Origin of the sequence: Parenemella sanctibonifatiensis (assembly GCF_002250565.1) — a bacterium.
In the GTDB taxonomy this organism is placed as follows: Bacteria; Actinomycetota; Actinomycetes; order Propionibacteriales; family Propionibacteriaceae; genus Parenemella; species Parenemella sanctibonifatiensis.
In genome coordinates this window covers 788712-811370 of sequence record NZ_NMVJ01000001.1, presented here as the reverse complement: position 1 = coordinate 811370, position 22659 = coordinate 788712, and the positions used below count along the sequence as shown (strand labels likewise).

At 69.5% G+C, this 22659-nt stretch carries 20 protein-coding genes and 1 tRNA gene; 17 read left to right on the top strand and 4 right to left on the bottom strand.

Going from position 1 to position 22659, the window contains the following annotated elements; all coding sequences use genetic code 11:
• The first annotated feature begins 14 nt into the window (after positions 1-14).
• From CGZ91_RS03855 to CGZ91_RS03810, 10 genes are all read left to right on the top strand, one after another.
• Positions 15-1520, top strand: a complete 1506-nt coding sequence (locus tag CGZ91_RS03855) for a DUF7059 domain-containing protein (RefSeq protein ID WP_094452655.1) — start codon at positions 15-17, stop codon at positions 1518-1520.
• A 125-nt stretch (positions 1521-1645) separates the two neighbouring features.
• Positions 1646-4405, top strand: coding sequence for a type I DNA topoisomerase (gene topA / locus CGZ91_RS03850; RefSeq protein ID WP_094452653.1), 2760 nt, complete (start codon positions 1646-1648; stop codon positions 4403-4405).
• 53 nt (positions 4406-4458) lie between these two features.
• Positions 4459-5820, top strand: a complete 1362-nt coding sequence (locus tag CGZ91_RS03845) for a CYTH domain-containing protein (RefSeq protein ID WP_094452651.1) — start codon at positions 4459-4461, stop codon at positions 5818-5820.
• Positions 5817-6443 carry a dTMP kinase gene (gene tmk / locus CGZ91_RS03840; RefSeq protein ID WP_094452649.1) on the top strand — a complete coding sequence of 209 codons (627 nt, stop codon included), beginning with the start codon at positions 5817-5819 and terminating at the stop codon, positions 6441-6443. Before CGZ91_RS03845 ends, tmk begins: the two co-directional genes overlap by 4 nt.
• Positions 6440-7633: a DNA polymerase III subunit delta' gene (locus CGZ91_RS03835; protein ID WP_094452647.1), complete on the top strand. Its 1194-nt coding sequence runs from the start codon at positions 6440-6442 to the stop codon at positions 7631-7633. Before tmk ends, CGZ91_RS03835 begins: the two co-directional genes overlap by 4 nt.
• A 131-nt stretch (positions 7634-7764) precedes the next feature.
• Positions 7765-9096: a DoxX family membrane protein gene (locus tag CGZ91_RS03830; RefSeq protein ID WP_094452645.1), complete on the top strand. Its 1332-nt coding sequence runs from the start codon at positions 7765-7767 to the stop codon at positions 9094-9096.
• 68 nt (positions 9097-9164) lie between these two features.
• Positions 9165-10799, top strand: a complete 1635-nt coding sequence (locus CGZ91_RS03825; protein ID WP_094452643.1) for an alpha/beta fold hydrolase — start codon at positions 9165-9167, stop codon at positions 10797-10799.
• A 58-nt stretch (positions 10800-10857) separates the two neighbouring features.
• Positions 10858-10933: transfer RNA gene (locus CGZ91_RS03820), tRNA-Thr, on the top strand.
• A 56-nt stretch (positions 10934-10989) separates the two neighbouring features.
• Positions 10990-12807 (top strand): DUF2207 domain-containing protein, encoded by a 1818-nt coding sequence (locus tag CGZ91_RS03815; RefSeq protein WP_094452641.1) that lies wholly within the window; start codon positions 10990-10992, stop codon positions 12805-12807.
• Positions 12808-12948: 141 nt separating this feature from the next.
• A complete protein-coding gene (locus CGZ91_RS03810; protein WP_094452639.1) occupies positions 12949-13203 on the top strand; it encodes a hypothetical protein in 255 nt (84 codons plus the stop codon).
• A 44-nt stretch (positions 13204-13247) separates the two neighbouring features.
• Here CGZ91_RS03810 and CGZ91_RS03805 read toward each other — a convergent pair whose 3' ends face one another.
• Positions 13248-13745 (bottom strand): SixA phosphatase family protein, encoded by a 498-nt coding sequence (locus CGZ91_RS03805; RefSeq protein WP_179229197.1) that lies wholly within the window; start codon positions 13743-13745, stop codon positions 13248-13250.
• A gap of 101 nt (positions 13746-13846) precedes the next feature.
• On the opposite strand from CGZ91_RS03805, the gene CGZ91_RS03800 reads away from it, so the two are divergent.
• The 5 genes from CGZ91_RS03800 to CGZ91_RS03780 are packed head-to-tail and all read left to right on the top strand — an operon-like array spanning position 13847 to position 17960.
• Entirely contained in the window at positions 13847-14605 is a 759-nt protein-coding gene (locus CGZ91_RS03800) for a DUF4129 domain-containing protein (RefSeq protein ID WP_094452635.1), read from the top strand.
• Positions 14602-14946: a hypothetical protein gene (locus CGZ91_RS03795; protein ID WP_094452633.1), complete on the top strand. Its 345-nt coding sequence runs from the start codon at positions 14602-14604 to the stop codon at positions 14944-14946. Before CGZ91_RS03800 ends, CGZ91_RS03795 begins: the two co-directional genes overlap by 4 nt.
• Positions 14947-14989: 43 nt before the next feature.
• The gene (locus CGZ91_RS03790; RefSeq protein ID WP_229116403.1) at positions 14990-16084 is read left to right on the top strand and encodes an AAA family ATPase; all 1095 of its coding nucleotides are present in this window, start codon (positions 14990-14992) and stop codon (positions 16082-16084) included.
• Positions 16081-17424 (top strand): DUF58 domain-containing protein, encoded by a 1344-nt coding sequence (locus CGZ91_RS03785; protein ID WP_094451689.1) that lies wholly within the window; start codon positions 16081-16083, stop codon positions 17422-17424. Before CGZ91_RS03790 ends, CGZ91_RS03785 begins: the two co-directional genes overlap by 4 nt.
• Positions 17421-17960, top strand: a complete 540-nt coding sequence (locus CGZ91_RS03780; RefSeq protein ID WP_094452631.1) for a hypothetical protein — start codon at positions 17421-17423, stop codon at positions 17958-17960. Before CGZ91_RS03785 ends, CGZ91_RS03780 begins: the two co-directional genes overlap by 4 nt.
• Before the next feature lie 78 nt (positions 17961-18038).
• Here the strand turns inward: CGZ91_RS03780 and CGZ91_RS03775 are convergent, their stop codons facing one another.
• The gene (locus CGZ91_RS03775; RefSeq protein ID WP_324252636.1) at positions 18039-18587 is read right to left on the bottom strand and encodes an inorganic diphosphatase; all 549 of its coding nucleotides are present in this window, start codon (positions 18585-18587) and stop codon (positions 18039-18041) included.
• Between the two features lie 177 nt (positions 18588-18764).
• Between CGZ91_RS03775 and dacB the strand changes: the two genes are divergently transcribed.
• A complete protein-coding gene (dacB, locus tag CGZ91_RS03770; protein ID WP_179229196.1) occupies positions 18765-20087 on the top strand; it encodes a D-alanyl-D-alanine carboxypeptidase/D-alanyl-D-alanine endopeptidase in 1323 nt (440 codons plus the stop codon).
• 11 nt (positions 20088-20098) lie between these two features.
• Here the strand turns inward: dacB and CGZ91_RS03765 are convergent, their stop codons facing one another.
• Positions 20099-20455 (bottom strand): VOC family protein, encoded by a 357-nt coding sequence (locus CGZ91_RS03765; protein WP_094452627.1) that lies wholly within the window; start codon positions 20453-20455, stop codon positions 20099-20101.
• 42 nt (positions 20456-20497) lie between these two features.
• Positions 20498-21505 (bottom strand): RNA polymerase subunit sigma-70, encoded by a 1008-nt coding sequence (locus CGZ91_RS03760; protein WP_094452625.1) that lies wholly within the window; start codon positions 21503-21505, stop codon positions 20498-20500.
• Between the two features lie 201 nt (positions 21506-21706).
• Between CGZ91_RS03760 and CGZ91_RS03755 the strand changes: the two genes are divergently transcribed.
• On the top strand, positions 21707-22651 hold the full coding sequence (locus CGZ91_RS03755; protein WP_094451805.1) for an AAA family ATPase: 945 nt from the start codon (positions 21707-21709) through the stop codon (positions 22649-22651).
• The last annotated feature ends 8 nt before the right edge of the window (positions 22652-22659 follow it).

Here is a 22659-nt window from a genome sequence, read left to right as displayed (position 1 = left end):
GAGAGGTGCGCTGAATGCCCGACGCAGCCGAGCTGGCCCAGCAATTGCGGCCCGACCTCGAGGCCGCCGACTATCGGGTCGACCGACTCCTGGAGCGGATCGGCGATGCCGGTCAGCTCGGGTTGGGTCGCAACACGACCGTCGCTGCCGACCGTGCCCTCACTGAACACCATGCGCTGGCCGGCGCGGATGACCCGCTGGCGACCCTGATCCGGCTCTGGACGCTGCAACAGGACTTGCCCGCCGAGCAGGTCCGCGCCGCCCTGCCTGACAGCTTCGAGGCCGTCACCGCGGCCGGCCTCATCACCGGCGTACCCGACCCTGCCGGCGCCGGACGGGTGCGCGCCGCCGTGGATGTCCGGCCGTACGCCAGCGACGCCGGCGATCTGGGATGGATCGTCTCCGACCTCACCCCGGGGCTGGACCATGTCGCCCCGGACCCGGCTGCCGACTATGTGCTCGGGGTCTCGCCCGCCTCGACCACGCTGACCCAGCTCACCATGCCGACCCCGGTCGACTCGGCGCTGGACCTCGGGACTGGTTGTGGCGTCCAGGCCCTGCACCTGACCCAACACGCCAACCACGTGGTCGCCACCGACCTCAACCGGCGCGCCCTGGAGCTCGCCGAGCTCACCCTGGCGCTGTCCGGGGCGAGCGCCGAACTGCGGCTCGGCAGCCTCTACGAACCCGTCTCGGAACGCTTCGATCTGATCGTCACCAATCCGCCGTACGTGATGAGCCCGCCCGACACGGCAGCGCTGACCTACCGCGAGGGCGGTTTCGAGGCCGACGGTTTGGTGGCCCAGGTGATCAGCGGCAGCGGCGCCCACCTGACCGAGGGCGGCTGTCTGCAGGTGCTGGGCAACTGGGCTCAGATCGACGGCCAGGACTGGCAGGACCGGGTGGCGGCGTGGCTGCCGGCCGGCGCCGACGCGTGGTTCCTGGAACGGGAGTCGCTGGATCCCTACGAATACATCGAGGTCTGGCTCACCGACGCCGGATTGGACCGTACGCCGCACTGGCGGCATCGGTACGACGCCTGGCTGGACTACTTCGCCCAGCAGCGCATCACCGGGGTGTCGATGGGCTGGGTGCTGGTGGTCAACTCCCACCGCGAGGATCCGGTACGCCGCTATGAGGCGTGGCCGCACCAGGTCCACCAACCGGTGGGGCAGGCGTACGCCGCCACCCGCGACAGCCTGTGGCTGGCCCGCGCGAGCGAGACGGAGCTGTGGCAGCTGGCACCGCGACCGGTCGAGGGGGTCTCCCAGGAGGCGATCGGGCAGCCCGGTGCCGACGACCCCGAGGCGATCGTGTTGCGGCAGCGGTTCGGACTGGGACGGGCTGAGATCGTCGACACCGCGACTGCGGCGGTGGTCGGCGCCTGCGACGGCGACCTGACCCTGGGCGTCCTGGTTGATGCGGTCGGGCAGGTGCTCGACGAACCGGCATCGGGGCTCCGGGCTCGGCTCGCGCCGCGGCTGCGGGAGCTGATCCTGCTCGGTTTTCTGCAAAGCTGAGTTTCTGCAACGCTGATCGGGCCCGCTGAGGCGGTGACGTAGAGTGTGCCGGTGTTGACCGGTGGAACCGCGCGGCATCAAGGCAGCTGGGGACGGTAGGAACGAACATTCAAAGGAGTGAGGGCGTGGCCAACAAGCCCCAGAACGGTGCTGCACAACGACTCGTTGTCGTGGAGTCGCCCACCAAGGCCACCAAGATCGCCAGCTATCTCGGCGCCGGTTATGAGGTGCTCTCCTCCCGGGGTCACATCCGTGACCTGCCGACCGGCGCCGCCGAGGTACCGGCCAAGTACAAGGGCCAGCCGTGGGCCCGCACGGGCGTCAACGTCGACGACGACTTCGCCCCGCTCTACGTGGTGGCCGCCGACAAGCGATCCACGATGCGTGAGTTGAAGGCCGCGCTCAAGGACGCCGACGAGCTCCTGCTCGCCACCGACGGTGACCGGGAGGGCGAGGCGATCGCGTGGCACCTGCTCGAGGAACTCAAGCCCAAGGTGCCGGCCCGCCGGATGGTCTTCCACGAGATCACCAAGGCCGCGATCCTGGAGGCCGTCGAGCATCCCCGCGATCTTGACACCGACCTGGTGGATGCCCAGGAAACCCGCCGGATCCTGGACCGGCTCTACGGCTATGAGGTCTCCCCGGTGCTGTGGAAGAAGGTCAAGCCGCGGCTGTCCGCGGGCCGAGTCCAGTCGGTCGCGACCCGCCTGATCGTCGACCGGGAGCGGGAACGGATCGCCTTCCGCTCCGCCAGCTACTGGGACGTCACCGCCACCATGGCGTTGGCGCAGGATCAGCAGGCATCGGCCAAGGATGAGCCGCACTTCCCGGCCCGGTTGCGCACCGTCGGCGGCGTACGCGTGGCGGAGAGCCGTGACTTCGACGACCGCGGCCAGGTGAAGGCCAAGGATCCGGTCGAACAGCTGGACGAGTCCAGTGCCCGCCGGATCGCCACGGGGCTGGAGCAGGCGGCGTACGTCGTCACCGGCGTTGAATCGCGCGCCAGCAAGCGGCAGCCGTACGCCCCGTTCCGCACCACGACCTTGCAGCAGGAGGGCGGCAACAAACTCGGTTTCTCCTCCCAGCGCACCATGCAGGTGGCCCAGCAGCTCTACGAGGCCGGCTTCATCACCTACATGCGTACCGACTCGATCGAGCTGTCCAGCCAGGCGATCAGCGCGGCCCGATCCCAGGCGGGCCAGCTGTACGGGCAGAACTATCTGCCCAATTCGCCGCGGATGTACAAGTCGAAGGTCAAGAACGCCCAGGAAGCCCACGAGGCGATCCGCCCCGCAGGCGACACCTTCAAGACGCCGGCGCAGACCGGCCTGACTGGCGACCAGTTCCGGCTCTACGAGCTGATCTGGCGGCGTACCCTGGCCTCCCAGATGGCCGACGCCCAGGTGGAATCGGTCACAGTCCAGATCGAGGCGACCACTCCCGAGCCGATTGCGGTGGGGGAGCGCAGTGTCGCCGAGTACGGGCTGACCGCCACCGGCCGCACCACCACCTTCGACGGCTTCCTGCGGGTCTACGACGATGCCGGCCGCGGCGACAAGGAGACCAAGCTGCCGCAGTTGTCGCAGCAACAGCAGCTCACCGCCACCGAGGTGACTCCCAACGGTCACGAAACCAAGCCGCCGGCCCGCTACACCGAGCCGACGCTGGTCGCGCGGCTGGAGGAGTTGGAGATTGGCCGACCCTCCACGTACGCCTCGATCATCCGCACCATCACCAGCCGCGACTACGTCTTCAAGAAGGGTGCAGCGCTGGTGCCGACCTGGTTGGCGTTCGCGGTCACCCGGATGCTGGTCGAGCACTTCGGCCAGCTCGTCGACTACGACTTCACGGCCGGGATGGAGCAGACCCTCGACGAGATCGCCAACGGCCGCGCCGAACGGGTCGCGGTGCTGTCGGAGTTTTTCTTCGGCAATCCCGATCAGGGCGAGCGAGGGCTGCAGGCTCTGGTCAACGAGCTCGGCGAGATCGACGCCCGAGCCATGTCGACCTTCCCGGTCGGCGATCTCGACAGCGGTGTGGTGGTGCGCGTCGGGCGTTACGGCACCTATGTCGAGGAGACCGACGCCGAGGGCAAGGAGAAGCGGGCCAATGTCCCCGACGACCTGCCCCCCGACGAGCTCACGCTGGAACAGGCCAAGGAGTTCCTGGCCCGGCCGATGGGCGAGGAGCGCGAGGTCGGCATCGACCCCGAGACCGGCAATCCGATCGTGGCGCGGACTGGCCGGTTCGGCCCCTACGTCACCGAGGTGCTGCCCGAGGATGCGCCGAAGTCGGCCAAGCCGCGTACCGCCTCGCTGTTCAAGTCGATGCAGCCCGAAACCGTGACACTCACCGAAGCGCTGCAACTGTTGTCGCTGCCGCGAGTGGTCGGCACCACCGACGACGGCACCGAGGTGATCGCCCGCAACGGCCCCTACGGGCCGTTCGTGAAGAAGGGCACCGACTCGCGTTCGCTGGGGTCGGAGGACGAGATCTTCACGGTCACGATGGAGCAGGCCGAGGAACTGTTCGCTCAGCCCAAGCGACGTGGCCGGGCCGCGGCCAAGCCGCCGCTGAAGGAGCTGGGTGTGGATCCGGTCTCCGAGAAGCCGATGGTCGTCAAGGATGGCCGCTTCGGTCCCTATGTCACTGACGGTGTCACCAATGCCAGCCTCCGGACGGGTGACTCGTTGGAGACGCTGACCGATGAGCGGGCCTCCGAGCTGCTCGCCGAACGTCGCGCGAAGGCGCCTGCCAAGAAGGCGCCGGCCCGCAGGAAGGCGCCCGCCAAGAAGGCGCCGGCGAAGAAGGCCGCCGCGAAGAAGGCCCCGGCCAAGAGCAGCGCCACCCGCAAGCCGGCAGCGGGGAAGTCGACCCCTTCCTGACGGACCGGGTCGATAGACTCCGCGCCTGAGGCCCGGATCGATCGGAGGTGGGGATGGCCAAGGACCATCAGCGTGTCCTGCGCTGCGAGATGTCGTACGCAGGGGCGCCGCTCCAGTTCCGGGGCAATGCCGGCGTGGCAGCGGTGGTGCGGCAGGTCAGCGACACCTACGACCTGCAGGCGACCGTCTTCGACGCCCCTGATTTTCGGCTGCTGCGCAGCGGCGTGGTGCTGGCCCACCGGGTGATGCGCTCCACCGGCGACTGGTATCTGGCCTGCCCGAACTGGGCGCCGATGTTGCCCCGCGAGTACACCGAGCCGATGGGCAGCGCCGACCTGCCGCTGGAGTTGCTGGACCGGCTGGTGCCGCTGTGGCGCCGGGCCCCGCTGGGTCCGGTGGCCGGGTTGGACTGCCAGCGGCAGACCTATCAACTGCGCGATCAGGCCGGCGCGGTGCTGGCGCGGGTCCGCGATGACCAGGTGACGGTCCGGCGCGGCGGACTGACGACCGCCCGCTACCGCGAGGTCAAGCTGGTCTCCGACCGCGCCACCGATGAGCAGTTCGCCGCCCTGGAAAGACTGCTGACCGCCTCAGGCGCGATCGTGGTGACCCGCTTCCCTTCCCTGCAGCAGCGGATCGGCGCCCCGGCGACCGGGCTGTCCGATGTGCCGCCGCCGGTGAAGGTGAGCCAGGACGAGACCGTCGAACAGCTCGCGGTCGGGGTCGTCGGGCACCGGCTGCGCCAGCTGGTCCGCGGTGACCTCGCCTTCCGGGCCGAGGCTGCCGACTCCGAGGAACTGGTCCGCACCCTGGCCGGCACCCGCGAGGAACTCGCCGGATTCAGCGCCTGGTGGGAGCCGCGGTGGTGGAGCGAACTGCGCACCGACCTGGACCAACTGTTGGCGACCGAGCAGCCCTGGCGTACGGCCCTGTATGCCTCGGTGCTGGACCGGTTGGTGCTCGCCTCCCGGGCCCCGGCGCTCGGCGACGGCGGCGCCCGCGCCGCCGACGAGGCGGTCCGGGAACGGCTGCAGCAACAGGCAGCCGCGGTGTTGGCGTTGGGTGACTCGTTGGCGGCGGCGCCCGAAGCCGGCTCCACCGATGCTTGGCGAGCGTTGCTGACCGCGACCAAGGAGCTCGGTTCGGTGATCGAGTTGGTGTGGTGGCTGGAGCCGAAGCTGGCCCGCAGGCTGCGCCGCAGCGTACGCCGGTTGGCCGCCCTGGCTGAACCAGCGGCGGATCCGTTGGCCCGGCCCGATTTTGCAGGGTTGACCGTCGAGGATGCCTTCGACGCCGGCCGCGACTACGAGGCGCACCGCCGGGAACGCGCGGTGGCGCGCCGCCGATTCGCGAAGCGGTGGCCCAAGCTGCGCGCGAAGGTCACCGGCCAGGTCAAGCCGCGAGGCAAGCGGTGAGGTCGCCCGCGACGGCCGGCCGGGGCCGCTTCATTGTCTTCGAGGGCGGCGACGGGGCCGGCAAGTCGACCCAGGTGCGGTTGCTGACCGAGGCGCTGCAGGGCGCCGGCAGGTCCGTGGTCGCGACCCGACAGCCCGGCGGGGAGGCGGTCGGCACCCGGATCCGCGAGATCCTGCTCGATCCGAACGCCACCTTGTCCGATCGTTGCGAGGCGCTCCTGTACGCCGCCGACAAGGCCCAGCACGTCGACCAGGTGGTCCATCCCGCGCTGCAGCAGGGCAGCGACGTGGTCTGCGACCGCTATGTCGATTCGATGCTGGCCTACCAAGGGCCCGGGCGCGGCGAACCGGCGCAGGACCTGGCTCGGCTGGCGGCCTGGGCCACCGGTGCGTTGGTGCCGGACCTGACCGTGGTCCTGGACATGGACCCCGCCGATGCGCTGGCCGGCAAGGCCGAGTTGGACCGGCTCGAGTCGGCCGGGCTGGAGTTTCACCGCCGGGTCCGGCAGGGCTTCCTCGACCTGGCTGCCGCGGCGCCGGAGCGCTACCTGGTGCTGCCGGCGCGGGAACCGGTGCACCGGATTGCGGCCCAGGTGTTGGCTGCGGTGGAGGCGCTGGGATGACGACTGCTGCGGGAGTGGACCAGACCGTGATGACCGGTGTCTGGCAGGACGTCGTGGGCCAGCATCGGGCCGCGGAGGTGCTGCAGCGCGCCGCGATCGCCGGCGCCGACCGGGACCGACATGCGATGTCCCACGCCTGGCTGTTCACCGGACCGCCCGGGTCGGGGCGTTCCAATGCGGCGTTGGCCTTCGCCGCGGCGCTGCAGTGCGAGCGGCGCACCGGGTGTGGCGACTGCCGCGCCTGTCGCAGCGTGATGTCGGGCAACCACCCTGATGTCACCTCGGTGCGGACCGAGAAGCTCTCCATCGGCGTCGACGAGGTGCGGGAGCTGGTGCGCTCGGCGGCGTTGGCGCCGGCGACCGGCCGCCACCAGGTGATGGTCGTCGAGGATGCCGATCGGGTCACCGAGCGGGGCGCGGACGCGTTGCTGAAGAGCATCGAGGAGCCGGCGCCGCGGACCGTGTGGATCCTGTGCGCCCCGACCCCGGAGGACCTGATCGTGACGATCCGGTCCCGCTGCCGACAGCTGCGGCTGGTGACCCCCAGTGTCGACGCGATCGCCGATTTGTTGGTACGCCGGGATGGCTGCGATGCCGAGACCGCACGGTTGGCCGCCCGCGCCAGCCAGGGGCACATCGGGCGAGCCCGGGCGTTGGCGCGCCACCCCGAGGTGAGGGAGCGGCGCCGTGAGGTGTTGCTGCTGCCGACCCGGCTGACCAGTCTGGCGGCGTGCCTGACTGCGGCCCAGAAGTTGGTCGACTCCACGGCGGCCGAGGCGAGCCGGCGTACCGGTGAGTTGGACAAGACCGAAGCCGCCGAACTCGCCGAACAGTTGGGGGAGGGCGGCGGCAAGGGCCGCCGACAACGGCACGTCGCGGCCGCCTTCCGAGACCTCGAGGAGCAGCAGAAGCTTCGTTCCAAGCGGCTGCAACGCGACGGGCTGGCGTCGGCGATCAGTGAACTGACGGCGTTCTACCGGGACGTGATGGCCCGCCAGTTGGGGGCAGCCGCCGAGCCGGTCAACCCGGACCTGGTCGCCGAGGTGGCCCAGGTCGCCGATGCCAGTACACCGGAGGTCACGGTGCGTCGGCTCGATGCGTTGGAGGCCTGCATGGTGGCGCTCGAGGGCAATGTTGCGCCGCTGTTGGCGGTGGAGGCGCTCATGGTCAAACTGGGGCTACCGGCCTGACCGACTCACCCGTGGCGTCGCAGGAAATCCCGCTCTGACCGGGTGTCGTGCCCGGTTGGTGGCGGTGCGGCTGCGAGAATGTGTCCCGTATCCATGCCCGCCGCCGTGAGGCCGAACGTGAGGATGGTCCCGTGACCAGCAACAGCAAGGACGACAGCGCCGTGCCGCAGGAGTCTGCCGCAGGCGAGGGTACCGACGTCAACCAGGAATCCACCGAGTCGCTCTTCCGGAACGCCCGCGACAACCGCGCCGACAGCGCCAGCGGCAACCCGGAGCAGACCGGTACACCATCGGTGGCGGAGAAGATCATGGGCCAGCAGCCGGCCACCGATGGCGGGACCGCAGCAGATCCCGCGCCGGGTCAGCAGCCGGACCAGCAGGCCGGCGTGCCGCAGGACAGCGCGGCCGAGACCGGCCCGGACACTGGCGCCGTGAACCCGGCGAGCGACAGTCCGACCAGTGACGGCCCGACCAACGACGGTCCGACCAACGACAGCCCGACCAGCGGCGCCGGCTCCACCAGCTCGGCCCCGGGGCAGCAGTTGGGCGGCGCCCTGCCCGGTGACACCACCTCGACGGTCGGGCAGGACATCCGCACTCAGGACAGCAGCCGGACTCCCGGTGCCGCGGCGGCGTACGGTGAGGGCGCCGACGACGACGCCGAGCCGACTCAGGTGGTGTCGAACCAGCCTGTCGACGATCCCGAGGCGACCCAGCAGATCCCGCGCAGCCAAGAGTCGACGCGCGGCCAGGATCGTGACCACTCCGCTGCAGCCGGCGCAGGCGTGGGTGCCGGCGCTGCCGGTGCCGGTCTCGGTGCCGCCGCCAGCAGCCGTCGCGATGACCCGGCGCCGACCCAGCAGATGCCGCCGGTCCAGGAAAAGCCGGCCCCGGAGCAGCCCCGCACCACGGACCGGCAGGCCCGCGACCGCGCCCTCGGCACCCGCGAGCGGCTGCCGGAGGAGTCGACGCAGCAGGTCCAGCAGACCCAGACGGCCGCTCCGGTGGTGCAGAAGCCGACGACCCACAAGTTCTTCCCGTCGTTGGGGCTCTTCCTCTTCCGGGTCGTGCTTGGCGGCATCATGGGCATCCACGGCATCCAGCACTTCCAGGACCTGCCCGGCACCCAGGAGTTCTTCGGCCAGACCGTGCTGCCCGAGCCGTCGATCCTGGCGATCGTCGTGGCGGTCTGCGAGGTGCTGATCGCACTCTCGCTGATCACGGGCTTCCTCACCCGCCTGTCGGGCCTGGGCGTCACCCTCATCACCGGCGGCGCCCTGGCGCTGGTCTACTGGGGCGCCTTCAGCCCCTTCCAGCCGGGCGTGCCGGGCTTCTCCGGTGAGCTCGAACTGATGCTCGCGATCTCCGGCTTCCTGCTGCTCACCATCGGTGCCGGCGGCTGGAGCATGGATGCCGCGCTCACTCGCGGCCGCCGTCGCCGCAAGGCCGCAGCACGCGCCTGACACGCAGTCCCTCGGCCCCGGTCCTGTTCGCAGGCCGGGGCCGAACTGTGTCCGGTTAGGCTGCCCCCATGAACCGGTCGCCCCGCACTTCCCGGTGGATCACCCTGGTGGCAGTCCTGACTGCCGCCCTGCTGGTGACCGGATGTACGCCGTCCGGCACCGGTGGCATGACCGACGGGCCGCGGTCCGGGCCCGCCGGATCCGGACCGACCAGCGGTCCCAGCGAGCCCCGCGAGCCGGGCCAGAACGAGGAACGCAACGCGGCCGGCCGAGTCCAGGGCACCTCCCCGGACCGCCCCGACACCGCCCTGGCTCCGAGCACCGTGCCCGGCATCGGCCCGGCGCTCGGTGATCTGCAGGCGTACCTCGACCAGGGCATCCAATGGGAGCGCTGCGGGACCGCGGAGTGCGCCGCGATCCGCGCCCCGCTCAACTGGTCGGATCCGGGGGACCGTTCGCTGGAGTTGCAGCTGCTGCGGGTGCCGGCCAAGCGGCAGCCGGCTCGCGGCAGCATCTTCGTCAACCCCGGCGGTCCCGGCCAGGGCGGGCGGTCGCTGGCCCAGTCCTTCAGCACCGACGGCCTCGAGGACTTCGACATCGTCGGCTGGGACCCCCGCGGCACCGGCGAATCCACCCCCGTCCAGTGCCTCGACGGACCCGCCACCGACGCCTTCCTGGAGACCAACCCGGCTCCGGAGACCGATGCCGAATACGAGACCTACCGGCAGGCCGCCTTCGACTTCGGGCAGGCCTGCGCCGAGCACTCCGGGGACCTGCTGGACCACATCTCCACCGAGGACACCGTCCGGGACCTCGACCTGATGCGCCACCTGGTTGGCGATGCCAAGCTCAGCTACCTGGGGTACTCCTACGGCACCCAGATCGGCGCCACCTATGCCCATGTCTTCCCTGAGAACGCCGGCGCCATCGTGCTGGACGCGCCGGTCAACATCTCCGACGAGGAGGGCGCGATCCAGGCGATCGGCTTCGACCGGCAACTGCGGGCGTACGCCGAATGGTGCGTCGCGGACCGCAGCTGTGACCTGGGCGACAGCCCGGATGCGGTCATCGAACGGATCACCGCGCTGGTGGAGAGCCTGCGGCACTCGCCGCTGCCCGTCGGGGACCGGCAACTGACCCTGTCGCTGGCGGTCAGTGCGATCATCCTGCCGCTCTATGGCGGGCCGGATTCGTGGCAGTTCGTGGCCCGGATGATCACCTCGGCCGAAGGCGGCGACGGTGATGCGATGTTGCGGGTCGCTGATGCCATGAATGACCGCAGTGCCGCAGGCAGCTATGACACGTTGACCTACGCGTTCTGGGCGATCCAGTGCGTCGACTGGAAGGACCGCGGGCTGGCGGTGGGGCGGGAACAGTGGGCGCAGGACCAGGAGCAGGCCCCCTTCTTCGGGAAGTACTTCGGTCCCTCGGTGATCTGTGAGCAGTGGCCCACCGGCGCCCGGGACGAACCCGACATCACCGGCGAGGGCGCTCCCGGCGTGCTGATCGTGGCGTCCACCGGTGACTCCGCCACCCCGTACGAGGAGGCGTTGAAGACCCATCAGGCGATGGTGGGATCCGTGATGGTGACCCGCGAGGGTGATGGCCACGGCAGCTACGGGATGGGCAATGCCTGCGTGGATGACCATGTGGTGCGCTACCTGACCGGGGCCGGGCTGCCGGACCAGGACGCCACCTGTTGAGGGGGAAATCGCGAAGGTGCGGGCTGCCGAGCAGATGCGTATACTCGTTCGTCGGTACGCCGCTTTAGCTCAGGTGGTAGAGCGACGCTCTCGTAAAGCGTAGGTCACCAGTTCGAATCTGGTAAGCGGCTCCAGTACGGCCCCGGAAGCTTCCGGGGCCGTTTGTCGTGGGGCCCCTTAGTCTTGGGGCATGCGTACCTCCACCTGGCCCGCCACCCGAATGCTCCGAGCTCTGCTGGCCCTGCTGCTGGTGGCGCCGATGGTGGTGCTGGCTGCGCCGGCGTACGCCGACGACGAGGACTGGGCGATCGAGCGCTTCCACGTCGAGGCGGTCGTCGATCCGGACGGCACGGTCCACGTCACCTACGACTTCGACTTCGACTTCGGTACGCCCGGGCACGGGCCCGTCATCGGGCTGCCGGAACGGCAGGAGATGGCCGACGACCCGGAGCATTGGCGCAACTACAAGATCGAGAACGTGTCGGCGAGCTCCAGCACCGGCGCCCCCGCGGACGTTCAGGAGGAGACCGAGAAGGGCATTCGCTATTTGCGGATCGGCGACGAGGACGTCGAGGTCACCGGGCTGCAGAGCTATCAGGTGAAGGCCACGATCAGGGGACTGGTCAACCCGGCCGACCGGACCGGGTCGGGGATGGATGAGCTCAGCTGGTCGATCCTCAGCGCGGCCGAGATCCCGACGGTGCGATTGACCGCCCGGGTGACCATGCCCGGCGAGATCCAGCAGTCGGCCTGTTTCTCGGGGGACGGCTACACCTACCCGTGTGGGGCCAAGCACAGCGGCGAGGTCGCCGAATTCGAGGAAGACATCCTCATCCCCAACTCCAATGACGGCTGGCAGATCGTCGCCGGCGTCGGTGCCGGCACCTTCCAGGACCCCGAGTTCTTCACCTCCCGGCGTGCGTCGTTGGAAACCATGTTCGAACCCTCCCCGGTCTCGATCGGGCTGGGCGGGCTGTTCGCGGTGGGCGGTGCCGCGCTGATGGGAGTGCAGGTGCGCCGCAAGGGTCGCGACCAGCAGTACGCCGGCGTCACCCCGGGCCTGTCCGGTGACGCGGCCAGCACCACCGCCAGGTCCACCGGGCCGGTGGCGGTCGAGTTCGCTCCGCCCGAGGGCATTCAGCCCGGTCTGATCGGCACCGTGGTCGACGAGTCCGCCGACTCCGAGGACGTCACGGCGACCATCCTCGACCTGGCGGTGCGAGGATTCCTCAGCATCCGCGAGGACGACCCGAAGGACTTCACCGTGGTGCAGGGAGACCGCAACCCGGGGGAGTTGGCCGGTTGGGAGCGACGCCTCTATGACGCCTTCTTCGCCGACGGCGCCGAGGCTCGGCTGAAGGACCTCAACGAGGGCACCTTCCCGGAGACCGTCACCGCAGTGAAGTCCGAGCTGGACCTGCAGACCGTCAAGCGTGGCTGGTTCGCGGAGTCGCCCGCCAAGGTCCGGGCACGCTGGATCGGCATCGGCATGGCGGCGGTGCTGGTCGGCGGCGCAGCCGCCTTCGGACTGGGCTTCCTGTTCGGCCTGGGCTGGCTGGGTGTCGGTGTGGCGCTGGCCGGGGTCGTCGTGATGGCGCTGTCGGGCAAGATGCCGTCGCGCACCCCCGACGGCACCGCGCTGCAGGCTCGCATCGAGGGCTTCAGGCTGTACCTGTCCACCGCCGAGGCCGAGCAGATCAAGTTCGAGGAGGGCGTCGACATCTTCTCGAAGTACCTGCCCTACGCCGTCGTGTTCGGGGTGGCCGAGCGCTGGGTGAAGGTCTTCGACGAGCTGCGCGAACGTGGCGTGTACACCGCCGACACCTCGTGGTACGCCGGTTCCATGGCGACCTCATCGCTGCTGTCGAGCGGTTCCCTGACCAGCGCACTGGACAGCTTCAGCAGCGCCACCACCGAAGCCATGACAGCGCCCTCGGACTCCTCCAGTGGTGGCTCTGGCTTCTCCGGTGGCGGTGGCGCCGGCGGTGGTTCGGTCGGCGGTTGGTGAGCGACAGATGGGTGGCGGCCACGCACCTGAGGGACACCCCGGCGCAGAGTGTCGCAGCCCGATACGGCAAAATGTGGTCACGGGCGTACACCCCGCCCGGTCCAAGCGGCACAGTAGCCGCCCAACCAACAGGAGGACCCGATGAGCACGACGCCAGAGGATCCGGCCAAGCAGGAGATGGAGCCCGGCACCGGCGAGGCGATCTACGCCACGGAGCAGGATTCCAACCAGGAGCCCGAGGTGCCCAGCGACGCCTACGCGCAGGTGGCCGAGGCTCCCAGCGATGGCCAGCAGCACCGGCCGATGACCGGGGCCGAAGCAGCCGCACTCGCGGACGGCAACCAGTCGGGCGCAGCGCCGCAGCAGGGCAGCCCGTTCAACGGCACGGCCAACTGACGGGCAATTGCAACGACCATCAACCGACCGCAGTGGTCGCGGGCTCAGGCCTGAGGCAGCTGCACCTGTGACAGGTACGCCTGGTCCCACTGCTGCCAGCGCAGCGGCGAGACTAGGCGTACTGCTGTTGCGGGCGGATAATGATGCGCCACGGGGGCCAGCCGGGTCGTCGAGTCGGCATCGGCCAAGGCGTGCAGCAGCCCCGGAATGCCCGGGGCGTGGCCCACCATCAGCACCGTGGTCGCGGTCTCGTCGATCTCGCGGACCAGCTCGTGCAGGGTGTCGACGCCGGCCTCGTAGATCCCGCCGACGATCCGGACCTCCGGCTCCGGGGCCAGCGTCAGGCCCGCCAACGTCTCGCGGGTGCGCCGGGCCGGCGAGCACAGCACCAGATCGACCAGGACGTTGCTTGCCGCCAGCGTCTCGCCCAACTGGGCTGCCTGCCGCTGACCCCGCTCCGTCAGTGGCCGGTCCAGATCCCGTGCGGCCGGCTGCGCTGCCTCGGCATGGCGCAACAACCACAGCTGTCGCTGGCGTTTCACGGCGTACCTCCACGATGATGTTCGGCTTGCGACCACCCTAGACGCGCCCGCAGCGTTGCCATCGAGCGGCACCGGTAAAGCCTTACTGCTACCTTGGGGCCATGAGCCAACGACGGTGGTGGCAAGTCGTCCTTGCTGTGGTCGGTGTGTTCATCGTGATTGTTGCGGTCGCCCGAGGACAGCAGGTCTATCTCGCGCCGGACATCCGATGGGAACCGCCGCCCCCGCAGCAGGTCACGCCCGCAGTCCCGACCGGGATGACTCAGCCCCAGATTTCCCCCGACGGCAGCGATGATCTGCTGCAGTCCATGGTCAACGTGGCGCTGGTCATCGCCGGGCTGGTGCTGCTCGCGGTCGGCATCTATTTCCTGGTCCGCTTCATCAACTGGTTGCGGGAACGCAACATCGAGCTGCCCAAGCCGAAGGAACCAGGCGTACGCCGCACCGAGGTCGCCGATCAGCTCGAGGAAGAAGGACAGGCAGCCCTGCTGCAGTTGGAGGACTACTCCTTCGAAGGCATCATCGCCGCCTGGCAGGCGGTGCAACGCGCCGGTGCTGCGGTCAGCGAACCCCGCGAGGATTGGGAGACCAGCACCGAGTACGCCACCCGGCTCGCCGCCGAACTGCGCGCCGCCCAGACCGACGTCATCGATCTCGCCGGGCTCTACCGGCGGGCCCGATTCTCGGGACATGAAACCTCCCGCGAGGACCTGGACCAGGCCCGGGCTGCCTTGACCGCGATCATCACCGCCGTGCGTGAGGCCGCCGAACGCCAGGCCGCTGCCGACCGCAAGGAAGCCGAGCGGCTCGAGCAGGAACGCCTGGCCGCTCTGGAAGCCGCCTCAGGAGGGGACCGATGATCACAGCCAACCGGGTGCTCGTCGCCATCGCCGTGCTCGGCGCGGCCGCGGTGGTCTTCTTCGCCTTCGCCACCAATTCCTCCGGCGGACAGGCCTCGACCATCTACTTCACTGTGCTGGGAGCCGTGGTGGCGCTCAGCGTGGCGGTGTTGTGGTGGCAGATGAGCCGGGCCGACGGCGGCATCGCCGGCCGGGAGTGGCACCGCGGCCCCGAACCGCGCTTCCGGCTCACCGACGACAGCACCCCGCTGGACGTACCTCAGGCCACCTCCGAGGCGGACGAGGCCGAGCAGGACCAGCACCACCAGACCCAGCACGACCAGACCAGCAAGCACGCCTGACCCGACCCCCGGCCGTCACCACTGACGGCCAAGAGAGGACCTCGTGACGAACACACCGGATCCCCAGAACGCGGCCGAGACCGGCGCCGTGCCACAGCATGCGGTGACCGAATCGGGCCACCACGCACCCAGCAGTCAGACGTCCAGTCAGGCGCCGGGCTCGATGCCGTTCGACCAGGCCGTGCAGGCCGCCGCCGACGTGGTCAAGGCGGTCTCCACCGTGGTGGTCGGCAAGGAGGAGGAGCTCTCCTTCGTGCTGGCCGGCATCCTGGCTGGCGGCCACGTGCTGCTGGAGGACTACCCCGGTCTGGGCAAGACGCTGGCCGCTCGCAGCCTGGCGCAGGCGTTGGGGCTGAAGTTCGACCGGGTGCAGTTCACCCCCGACCTGCTGCCCAGTGACGTCACCGGCTCCTTCCTCTACAACCAGGGCAGCCACGAATTCGAGTTCCGCGAGGGTCCGCTGTTCACCGGCCTGTTGCTGGCCGACGAGATCAACCGAACCCCTCCGAAGACCCAGTCGGCGCTGCTGGAGGCCATGCAGGAGAAGCAGGTGACCGTCGAGGGCACCACGCATCAGCTGCCGCGGCCGTTCCACGTGCTCGCCACGGCCAACCCGATCGAGTACGAGGGCACTTATCCGCTGCCTGAGGCCCAGCTGGACCGGTTCCTGCTGCGGCTCGGCTTCGGCTACCCCGACCAGGACCAGGAATGGGACATCCTGGAGCGCCGCATGCAGCGGCGTACGGACGACACCTCGGTGCCGCAGGTCATCGACGCCGAAGGCCTGCTGGCACTGCAGTCGGCCGTCGAGGACGTCCGCATCGACGAGTCGATCGGCCGCTACTGCGTCCGGGTCGCCGCGGCGACCCGCGGCCACAACTCGATCCTGGTCGGCGCCTCGCCGCGTGGTTCGCAGGCCCTGCTGACGGTGTCGCGGGCAGTCGCCCTGATCCGCGGCCGCGACTATGTCGTGCCCGAGGACATCAAGGACATCGCCGTGTACGCGCTGGCGCACCGCATCACGATCAAGCCGGAGCTGTGGCTCCAGCAGATCACCGCCGAGCAGGTCATCGCCGAGGTGCTGGCCAGCGTCCCCGTGCCGAGCGACGCAAACACCGGCGCGGCTGCGCAGCGATGACCCCGCAGTGGCGGCTGTCCTGGGCGGCGTGGGGCGCGCTGCTGGTCAGCATCGTCGGCGTCGTGCTGGCGATGACTCTGCACCGGCCCTCGCTGCTGGTGCTGGCTGCGCCCAGCTTGGCGTACCTGTTCATCGTCGGATCCCGACGCCCCAAGGGCGGCGTGGAGATGACCGTACGTGCGCCCAAGGGTGCGGTGCGTGAAGGTGAGGACGCCACCATCGTCGCGACCATGAGCGGCCTACCCGACCACAGCACGGTGACCGTGGTGCACCCGCGTACGCCGTGGGTGCGCACCACCGAGGGTGGCCAGCTCGCGGTCGCCGCCGTCGGCGAGAAGTCGCTGTCGATGGCCATCGCGATCCGTCCGATGCGCTGGGGGCACCACAGCTTGGGGTCCCTCAACACCGCTGTCGAGACTGCCGACGGTGGCTGGCGGGCCCCCGGGCTGGTGCAGCGGTTGCCGCACCTGACGGTGATGCCGAGCCACACCCGGATCAACGCTGGTCGCAACGTTCCCTCACCGATGGGTGTGGTGGGCGGTCACACCTCGCGGACGCCGGGCGACTCGGGCGAACTGGCCGACGTACGCATGTTCCGCACCGGGGACCGGCTCAAGCGGATCAACTGGCGCGTCACCTCCCGGGCGATGGCGCGCGGCTCGAGCGACCTCTACGTCAACTCGACCTGGAACGAACGCGACACCCAGGTCCAGCTGGTGCTTGACGTGCGCGACGACCTGGGCGGCTCGACCGGGCTGGACGGCAATGCCTCCAGCAATGACGTGACCGTACGCCTGGCGGCCGGCCTCGCCGACCACTTCCTCGGGCTCGGGGATCGGGTCGGGATGATTGACATTGCCGGCACCGGACGTCAGCTGCGCGCCACGTCGGGGTCCTCGCACCTGCTGCGGGTGGAACGGGCCCTGATCGGAACGCCGGACGGTGGCCGGTCCGCCCACTACAACGACGGCACCGTCCTCTACTACAACCAGATGCGGTCCATGCAGCGCGCCAACAGCGCGTTGGTGGTGCTGTTCTCGCCGCTGATCTGGCCCGAGATCGCCCAGATCGCTGCCAGTTCGCTGGTGGCCGGTGACCACGTCGTGGTGATCGACACCTTCCCGGCCCACCTCAAGGAGGAAGACCTGGAGAGCGAGGAGGAGGGCCAGAAAAATGCCAAGGCGGAGACCTGGCAGCGACGTCGGGAACGGCGCAAGACCCTGATCGAGGAGCTGCAGTACCGCGGCGTCCCGGTCGTCAACGCGCACGACTCGACCTCCTTCGGAGAGGTCCTGCTGCAGGTCAGCCGCACCGCCAACGCACCGAGGGCACGCGCATGAGCAATTCACATCTGAAACTGGTCCTGTTGCACGTCGCCCTGGTGCTGATCGGGCTGGTGGTGACGTGGACCCAGGTCGGGGAACTGCACCCGATCACCGTGATCGCCTGCGCCATCGGAATCGCGTGGCTGGTGAGCCCGGACTCTCCCGCCGGCGCGGCGATGCTGCTGCCGGTGATGTATCTCCACGTCACCACGATCGAGGAGCTGCAGGTCCGCACCGTGATCGCTGCGGCGAGCTTCGGCGGGGCGCTGATGGTGGGTGTCGCCCGGGGCTCGGCGCCGCGGTGGGCCGACCATGACCCGGCCGTGCTGAAGCGATTGGGCGGCTATGCCGTCTGGGTGGTCCTGGCTCCGGTGCTGGTGGGCCTGGTCTTCCTGGCGCTGGGCAGCTTCGGCTGGGGCGTGGGCGGCTTGGCGCTGCCGGTGATGGTGGCCGGTGTCGCCGCGGTCGGCCTGCTGGTCTGGTGGCTGGGGGCCGAACCCCGCGACTTCACGACCGGGTGGGGCCGCAAGTCCGACACCTGGGGTGACTGACCCCGCGTACGCTCGAACCACCGAGAAACAGCACAACCCCAGCGGCCGAGCCGCTGGGGTTGTGTCGTACGTCAGCCCTCAGGCCAGGTTGACGTGGTGGTGCTCGAAGGGGGTGCCCTTGGCACGCTCGATGGAGTTCTGGATCTCGGCGACCGCACCGTCCCGGCCGGTCCAGGTGGCGCCCTCGACGGACTTGCCGGGCTCCAGGTCCTTGTAGACCCGGAAGAAGTGCTCGATCTCGAGGAGCTGGTAGTTGGGGATGTCGTCGAGGTCCTGCAGTTTGGCCTGTCGGCGGTCCGCCGTCGGTACGCAGATGACCTTGTCGTCACCGCCCGCCTCGTCCTTCATCCGGAACATCGCGATGGCGCGGCACTCGATGAGGCAGCCCGGGAAGGTCGGCTCCGGCAACAGCACCAAGGCGTCCAGCGGGTCGCCGTCCTCACCGAGGGTGCCCTCGACGAAGCCGTAGTCAGACGGGTACGCCGTCGCAGTGAACAGCGTGCGGTCCAGGCGTACCCGGCCCGTCTTGTGATCCATCTCGTACTTGTTCTTGGTGCCCTTGGGGATCTCGATGGTGACATCGAAGGTGATGCCGCCCTCCACGGGGGCATCGTCCTCGAGAGGCAAGGAGTAGGACGCGTCGCTCACGGGGTGGGACTCCCTATCATGGTCGAGGCGCCGCGGTCGCGACGCCTGTGGCGAGAAGGAGGACCTGTGACAAGGAAGCGGGCGGCTGGCTCAAAGCGGACCACCTCGCGCTCTGGTCTTGCCCTCCTTGGGGTCACTGTAGCCGTATGGCTGGTCGTGCTGCTTGCGTTGTCGCCGGTGTTGCATGCGCTCGGGATCTGGGCGCCGAACTCGGCGGCCGGTGCGCCGGTGCTGCACGAGGAGGACCAGCCGCCGGGTGTTGCCCCGGCCCTGGCGCCGTTGGCGTTGCCGGATGACCTCGGCGCCGACCCGATCGACCTGCCGGCGCTGGCCGCCCGGCTGGATGCCGTCGCGCCGCCGCAGGGCCAACTGGGCATGGTGGTGCTCGACAGCGAGGGGGCAGAGCTGATCAATCGGGGCGCCGACACTGGCTTGATGCCGGCCTCCTCGATGAAGGTCGCCACCGCGGTACTGGTGCTGGATGCGTTGGGTGGGGATCATCGCTTCACCACCGAGGTGGTCGCCCATGAGGGCGAGCTGTGGCTGGTCGGAGGCGGCGATCCGTCGCTGGCGACCGCGCCCGACCAGAACGGCGCCGAGGCCGACGACGCGACACTGACGGACTTGGCCGACCAGACCGCCGAGCAGTTGGCCGGCCAGAACGTGGTGACGTTGCACTGGGACGCCACCCTGTTTCCCGGTGCCGGCTGGAACCCGACCTGGCCGCCGGGGTACGGCAACCAGGCTGCGCCGACCTCGGCGCTGTGGGTGGACGGGGCCCGGCAGGCGCCCGGATCAGGCGCCCGGCAGGCCGACCCCGCCCGCAGTGCGGCGACCGTCTTTGCGCAGTTGCTCCAGGAGCGAGGCATCACCGTGACGTTGGGGGAGGCCAGCCAGCAGCCGGAGCAGGCCCGACACCTTGCCAGCGTCGAGTCGCCGCCACTGGACGTGTTGGTCCGCCACCTGCTCATGGTCAGCGACAACGACTACACCGAGGTGGTGTTCCGGCACATCGCAATTGCGGCCGGGCAGCCGGGGACGATCGAGGCAGCCCAGCAGGTGGTCACCGAACGGCTGACCGAACTCGGCGTACGCCATGAGGCCGACCGGGTGATTGACGGGTCCGGGCTGTCCCGGGAGAACCGGCTCACCGCGCGTACCCTCGCGTCCCTGATCCAGCTGGCGCTGTCCCGCCCGGATCTGCAGTCGGTGTTCACCGGACTGCCGACGGCCGGCGTGGACGGCAGTCTGGCCGGCCGATTCGAGTCCGGCCCGGCCGCGCCCGGGCGGGGCCACGTGCACGGCAAGACCGGCTCGCTGACCGGCGTGACTTCACTGACGGGTTATCTGGTCGGCGCCGATGGCGAGGTCTACATCTATTCGGTGATTCTCAACGACGCCGCCGACACCTGGGATGCGCGGCGCTACGTCGACGAGATCGGCGCGGCCCTGGCCGGCTGTGGCTGCGCGGTCGGCTGAACCAACGCGCCTCAGCGCGGGCTGATGTTGAGCAGTCCGGTGCGGACGCCTTCAGGATCGGCGTACTCGGTGTAAGTGAGGGCGTCGAAGCCCTTCACCTGCCATGAGGTCTCCTCGGTCAGCGATGTCTCGGCAAGCCGGGTCCGTACGCCGGCGAGGTCCTCGACCCCGAAGGTGAAGGTGGTGCTGCCGGCCTGGTCAGGCTGCTCGATGACCTGGAAGATCACGCCGGGGCGCGGCTCCCATTCGCGGCAGTTGGGCACCGGCACGCCGGACGCCGCCTCCCCGAAGAAGTCGGTGTACCACTGGATCGCGGCTTCATGGTCGGCAACGTAGCGGGTGATGAAGATCGTGGTGGTGGGAAACATCTGTCGTCCTTTCGATGGGGTTGAGCCGTTGAAGTGGTCGCATCAGTCGTCGAGTGCCTCGGGCAACCCCAACTGGGGGAACTGGTCGGCACGCAGATTGATCACCTCCATCGCGCGGCCGTGGTGCAGCCGCAGGATCTCGAGTCCGAATGCCTGGCGGCCCGGCTGCCCGGGCACCCTGATGTAGGAGGCCAGCGCCGGCTGCCGATTCACTCGCAGCGGGAGCAGCCTCATGTCCAGCGACGGCTCGGTGTGCAGCGCTGGAGCCCATGCCTTGATGACGGTGGCCACGCCGGCGTACCAACCAATCTGGTCAGTGTCCTGCCCCGCTGCGGGCTGATGACTCACCACCACCTGCTCGTCGAGCAGGGCCGCGATCGCCCCGTCGTCGCCCGCCTCCACCGCCGTCACCCAGCGCTCCACGAACGCGTCCTCGGTAGCGCTCGTCTCCGACCTGGACCACTCCTCGCGGCCGGCACCCAGCACCTCGCGCATCGTGGTGCGCGCACGGTTGAGCGCCGAGTTGGTCGCTGTCACCGACATCTCGAGCTGATCTGCCGTCTCCCGCGCCGACCAACCGGCGGTGTCGCGCAGCAGGAAGACCGCCCGCTGCCGGTCCGGCAGATGCTGCAGGGCCGCGATGAAGCCGATCTCGACGGTCTCCCGTGAGGTCAGCCGGGCATCGACCTCGGGCTGCGCCGCCACCGCGTCAAGCATGCTGTCGGGGCAGGCCTGCAGCCACGGCACCGTGGCCGCGATCGGGGCGGCGACGCCGTCGCGTACGGTCCCCTCCGCCAAGATCGACGAGCGGCGCTCCCCCTTCGCGCGCAGGTCGAGGCACACATTGGTCACCAGCCGGTGCAGCCAGGTCCGCGCCGACGACTCGCCCCGGAAGCCTTGCTGCCCCCGCCATGCCCGCAGGCTCGCGTCCTGCACGGCGTCCTCGGCCTCATCCAACCGACCGAGCATCCGATACGCATGCAGCACCAGCTCGTGCCGGTACTCACCGACCAGCTCGGTGATGTTGTCCTCGGGGACGTGTTCCGTCATGTCGCTCACACCACTACAGACTGCACGAGTCGACAGAAGTGTTCGGTCGGGGGAGTGACGCTGCCCTCCTGCCACGGTCGGTCGCTACGATGTCTGCGGCCCCCTGTCCGGTGGCGCTACCCGAGGACCTCAGGAGTTTTTGTGAGTCAGCAGCCCGGCGGTGCGCCGCTGAATCCCCAGGAGTTGCAGCGCGCAGGGCAGATGTTGGCTGCTGTCCGGGAGGCCTTCGCGACCAAGGTGGTCGGACAGGAGCGGCTCAGTCAGTCGCTGCTGGTCACCCTGCTCGCGAAGGGCCACATCCTGCTGGAGTCGGTGCCGGGTCTGGCCAAGACCCTGGCGGCCTCCACGCTCGCCTCCACCATCAACGCCGAGTTCTCCCGGGTCCAGTGCACGCCTGACCTGCTGCCCAGCGACATCATCGGCACCCAGGTCTATGACGCCCAGCACAACCGCTTCGACACCCAGCTTGGTCCGGTGCACGCCAACTTCGTCCTGTTGGACGAGATCAACCGTTCCAGCGCGAAGACCCAGTCGGCGATGCTGGAAGCGATGCAGGAGCGCCAGACCACCATCGGCGGCGACACCCACAAGCTGCCCGAGCCGTTCATGGTGCTGGCGACCCAGAACCCCATCGAGGAGGAGGGCACCTACGTCCTCCCGCAGGCCCAGATGGACCGCTTCCTGCTCAAGGAGATCGTCGACTACCCCTCCATGGAGGAGGAGTTCGAGGTCCTGAACCGGATCGAGTCCGGTGCCCTCGACGAACGCCGCACCACCAGCGTGCTGCGTCCCGAGGACGTCTTCGAATTGCAGGCGATGACCAACCGGGTCTATGTCGATGCGGCGATCAAGCGCTACATCATTGCGCTGATCAATGCGACTCGGCATCCGCAGCACTTCCTTGGGCCGGAGATGGCGGCGTACCTCGAGTTCGGTGCCAGCCCGCGTGGCTCGATCGCGATGTTGAGTGTGGCCCGCGCGGTGGCGCTGATCAACGGCCGTGGCCATGTGGTGCCCGAGGACGTACGCCAGCTGCGTTACGGCCTGCTGCGGCACCGCCTGGTGCTCACCTTCGAGGCGGTCGCTGACCGGGTGAACCCGGAGAACCTCATCGACGCGGTGTTCACCGCGGTCCCGACTCCCTGATCGGGCGT

Bases quoted from the DNA above. Each gene is read 5' to 3' on its own strand.
- CGZ91_RS03835 (WP_094452647.1), top strand. From the start codon at position 6,440: ATGACGACTGCTGCGGGAGTGGACCAGACCGTGATGACCGGTGTCTGG.
- CGZ91_RS03760 (WP_094452625.1), bottom strand. From the start codon at position 21,505: ATGACGGAACACGTCCCCGAGGACAACATCACCGAGCTGGTCGGTGAG.
- CGZ91_RS03780 (WP_094452631.1), top strand. From the start codon at position 17,421: ATGAGCAATTCACATCTGAAACTGGTCCTGTTGCACGTCGCCCTGGTG.
- CGZ91_RS03765 (WP_094452627.1), bottom strand. From the start codon at position 20,455: ATGTTTCCCACCACCACGATCTTCATCACCCGCTACGTTGCCGACCAT.
- CGZ91_RS03825 (WP_094452643.1), top strand. From the start codon at position 9,165: ATGAACCGGTCGCCCCGCACTTCCCGGTGGATCACCCTGGTGGCAGTC.
- CGZ91_RS03795 (WP_094452633.1), top strand. From the start codon at position 14,602: ATGATCACAGCCAACCGGGTGCTCGTCGCCATCGCCGTGCTCGGCGCG.
- CGZ91_RS03755 (WP_094451805.1), top strand. From the start codon at position 21,707: ATGTTGGCTGCTGTCCGGGAGGCCTTCGCGACCAAGGTGGTCGGACAG.
- CGZ91_RS03845 (WP_094452651.1), top strand. From the start codon at position 4,459: ATGGCCAAGGACCATCAGCGTGTCCTGCGCTGCGAGATGTCGTACGCA.
- CGZ91_RS03800 (WP_094452635.1), top strand. From the start codon at position 13,847: ATGAGCCAACGACGGTGGTGGCAAGTCGTCCTTGCTGTGGTCGGTGTG.
- CGZ91_RS03855 (WP_094452655.1), top strand. From the start codon at position 15: ATGCCCGACGCAGCCGAGCTGGCCCAGCAATTGCGGCCCGACCTCGAG.
- CGZ91_RS03815 (WP_094452641.1), top strand. From the start codon at position 10,990: ATGCGTACCTCCACCTGGCCCGCCACCCGAATGCTCCGAGCTCTGCTG.
- CGZ91_RS03810 (WP_094452639.1), top strand. From the start codon at position 12,949: ATGAGCACGACGCCAGAGGATCCGGCCAAGCAGGAGATGGAGCCCGGC.
- CGZ91_RS03785 (WP_094451689.1), top strand. From the start codon at position 16,081: ATGACCCCGCAGTGGCGGCTGTCCTGGGCGGCGTGGGGCGCGCTGCTG.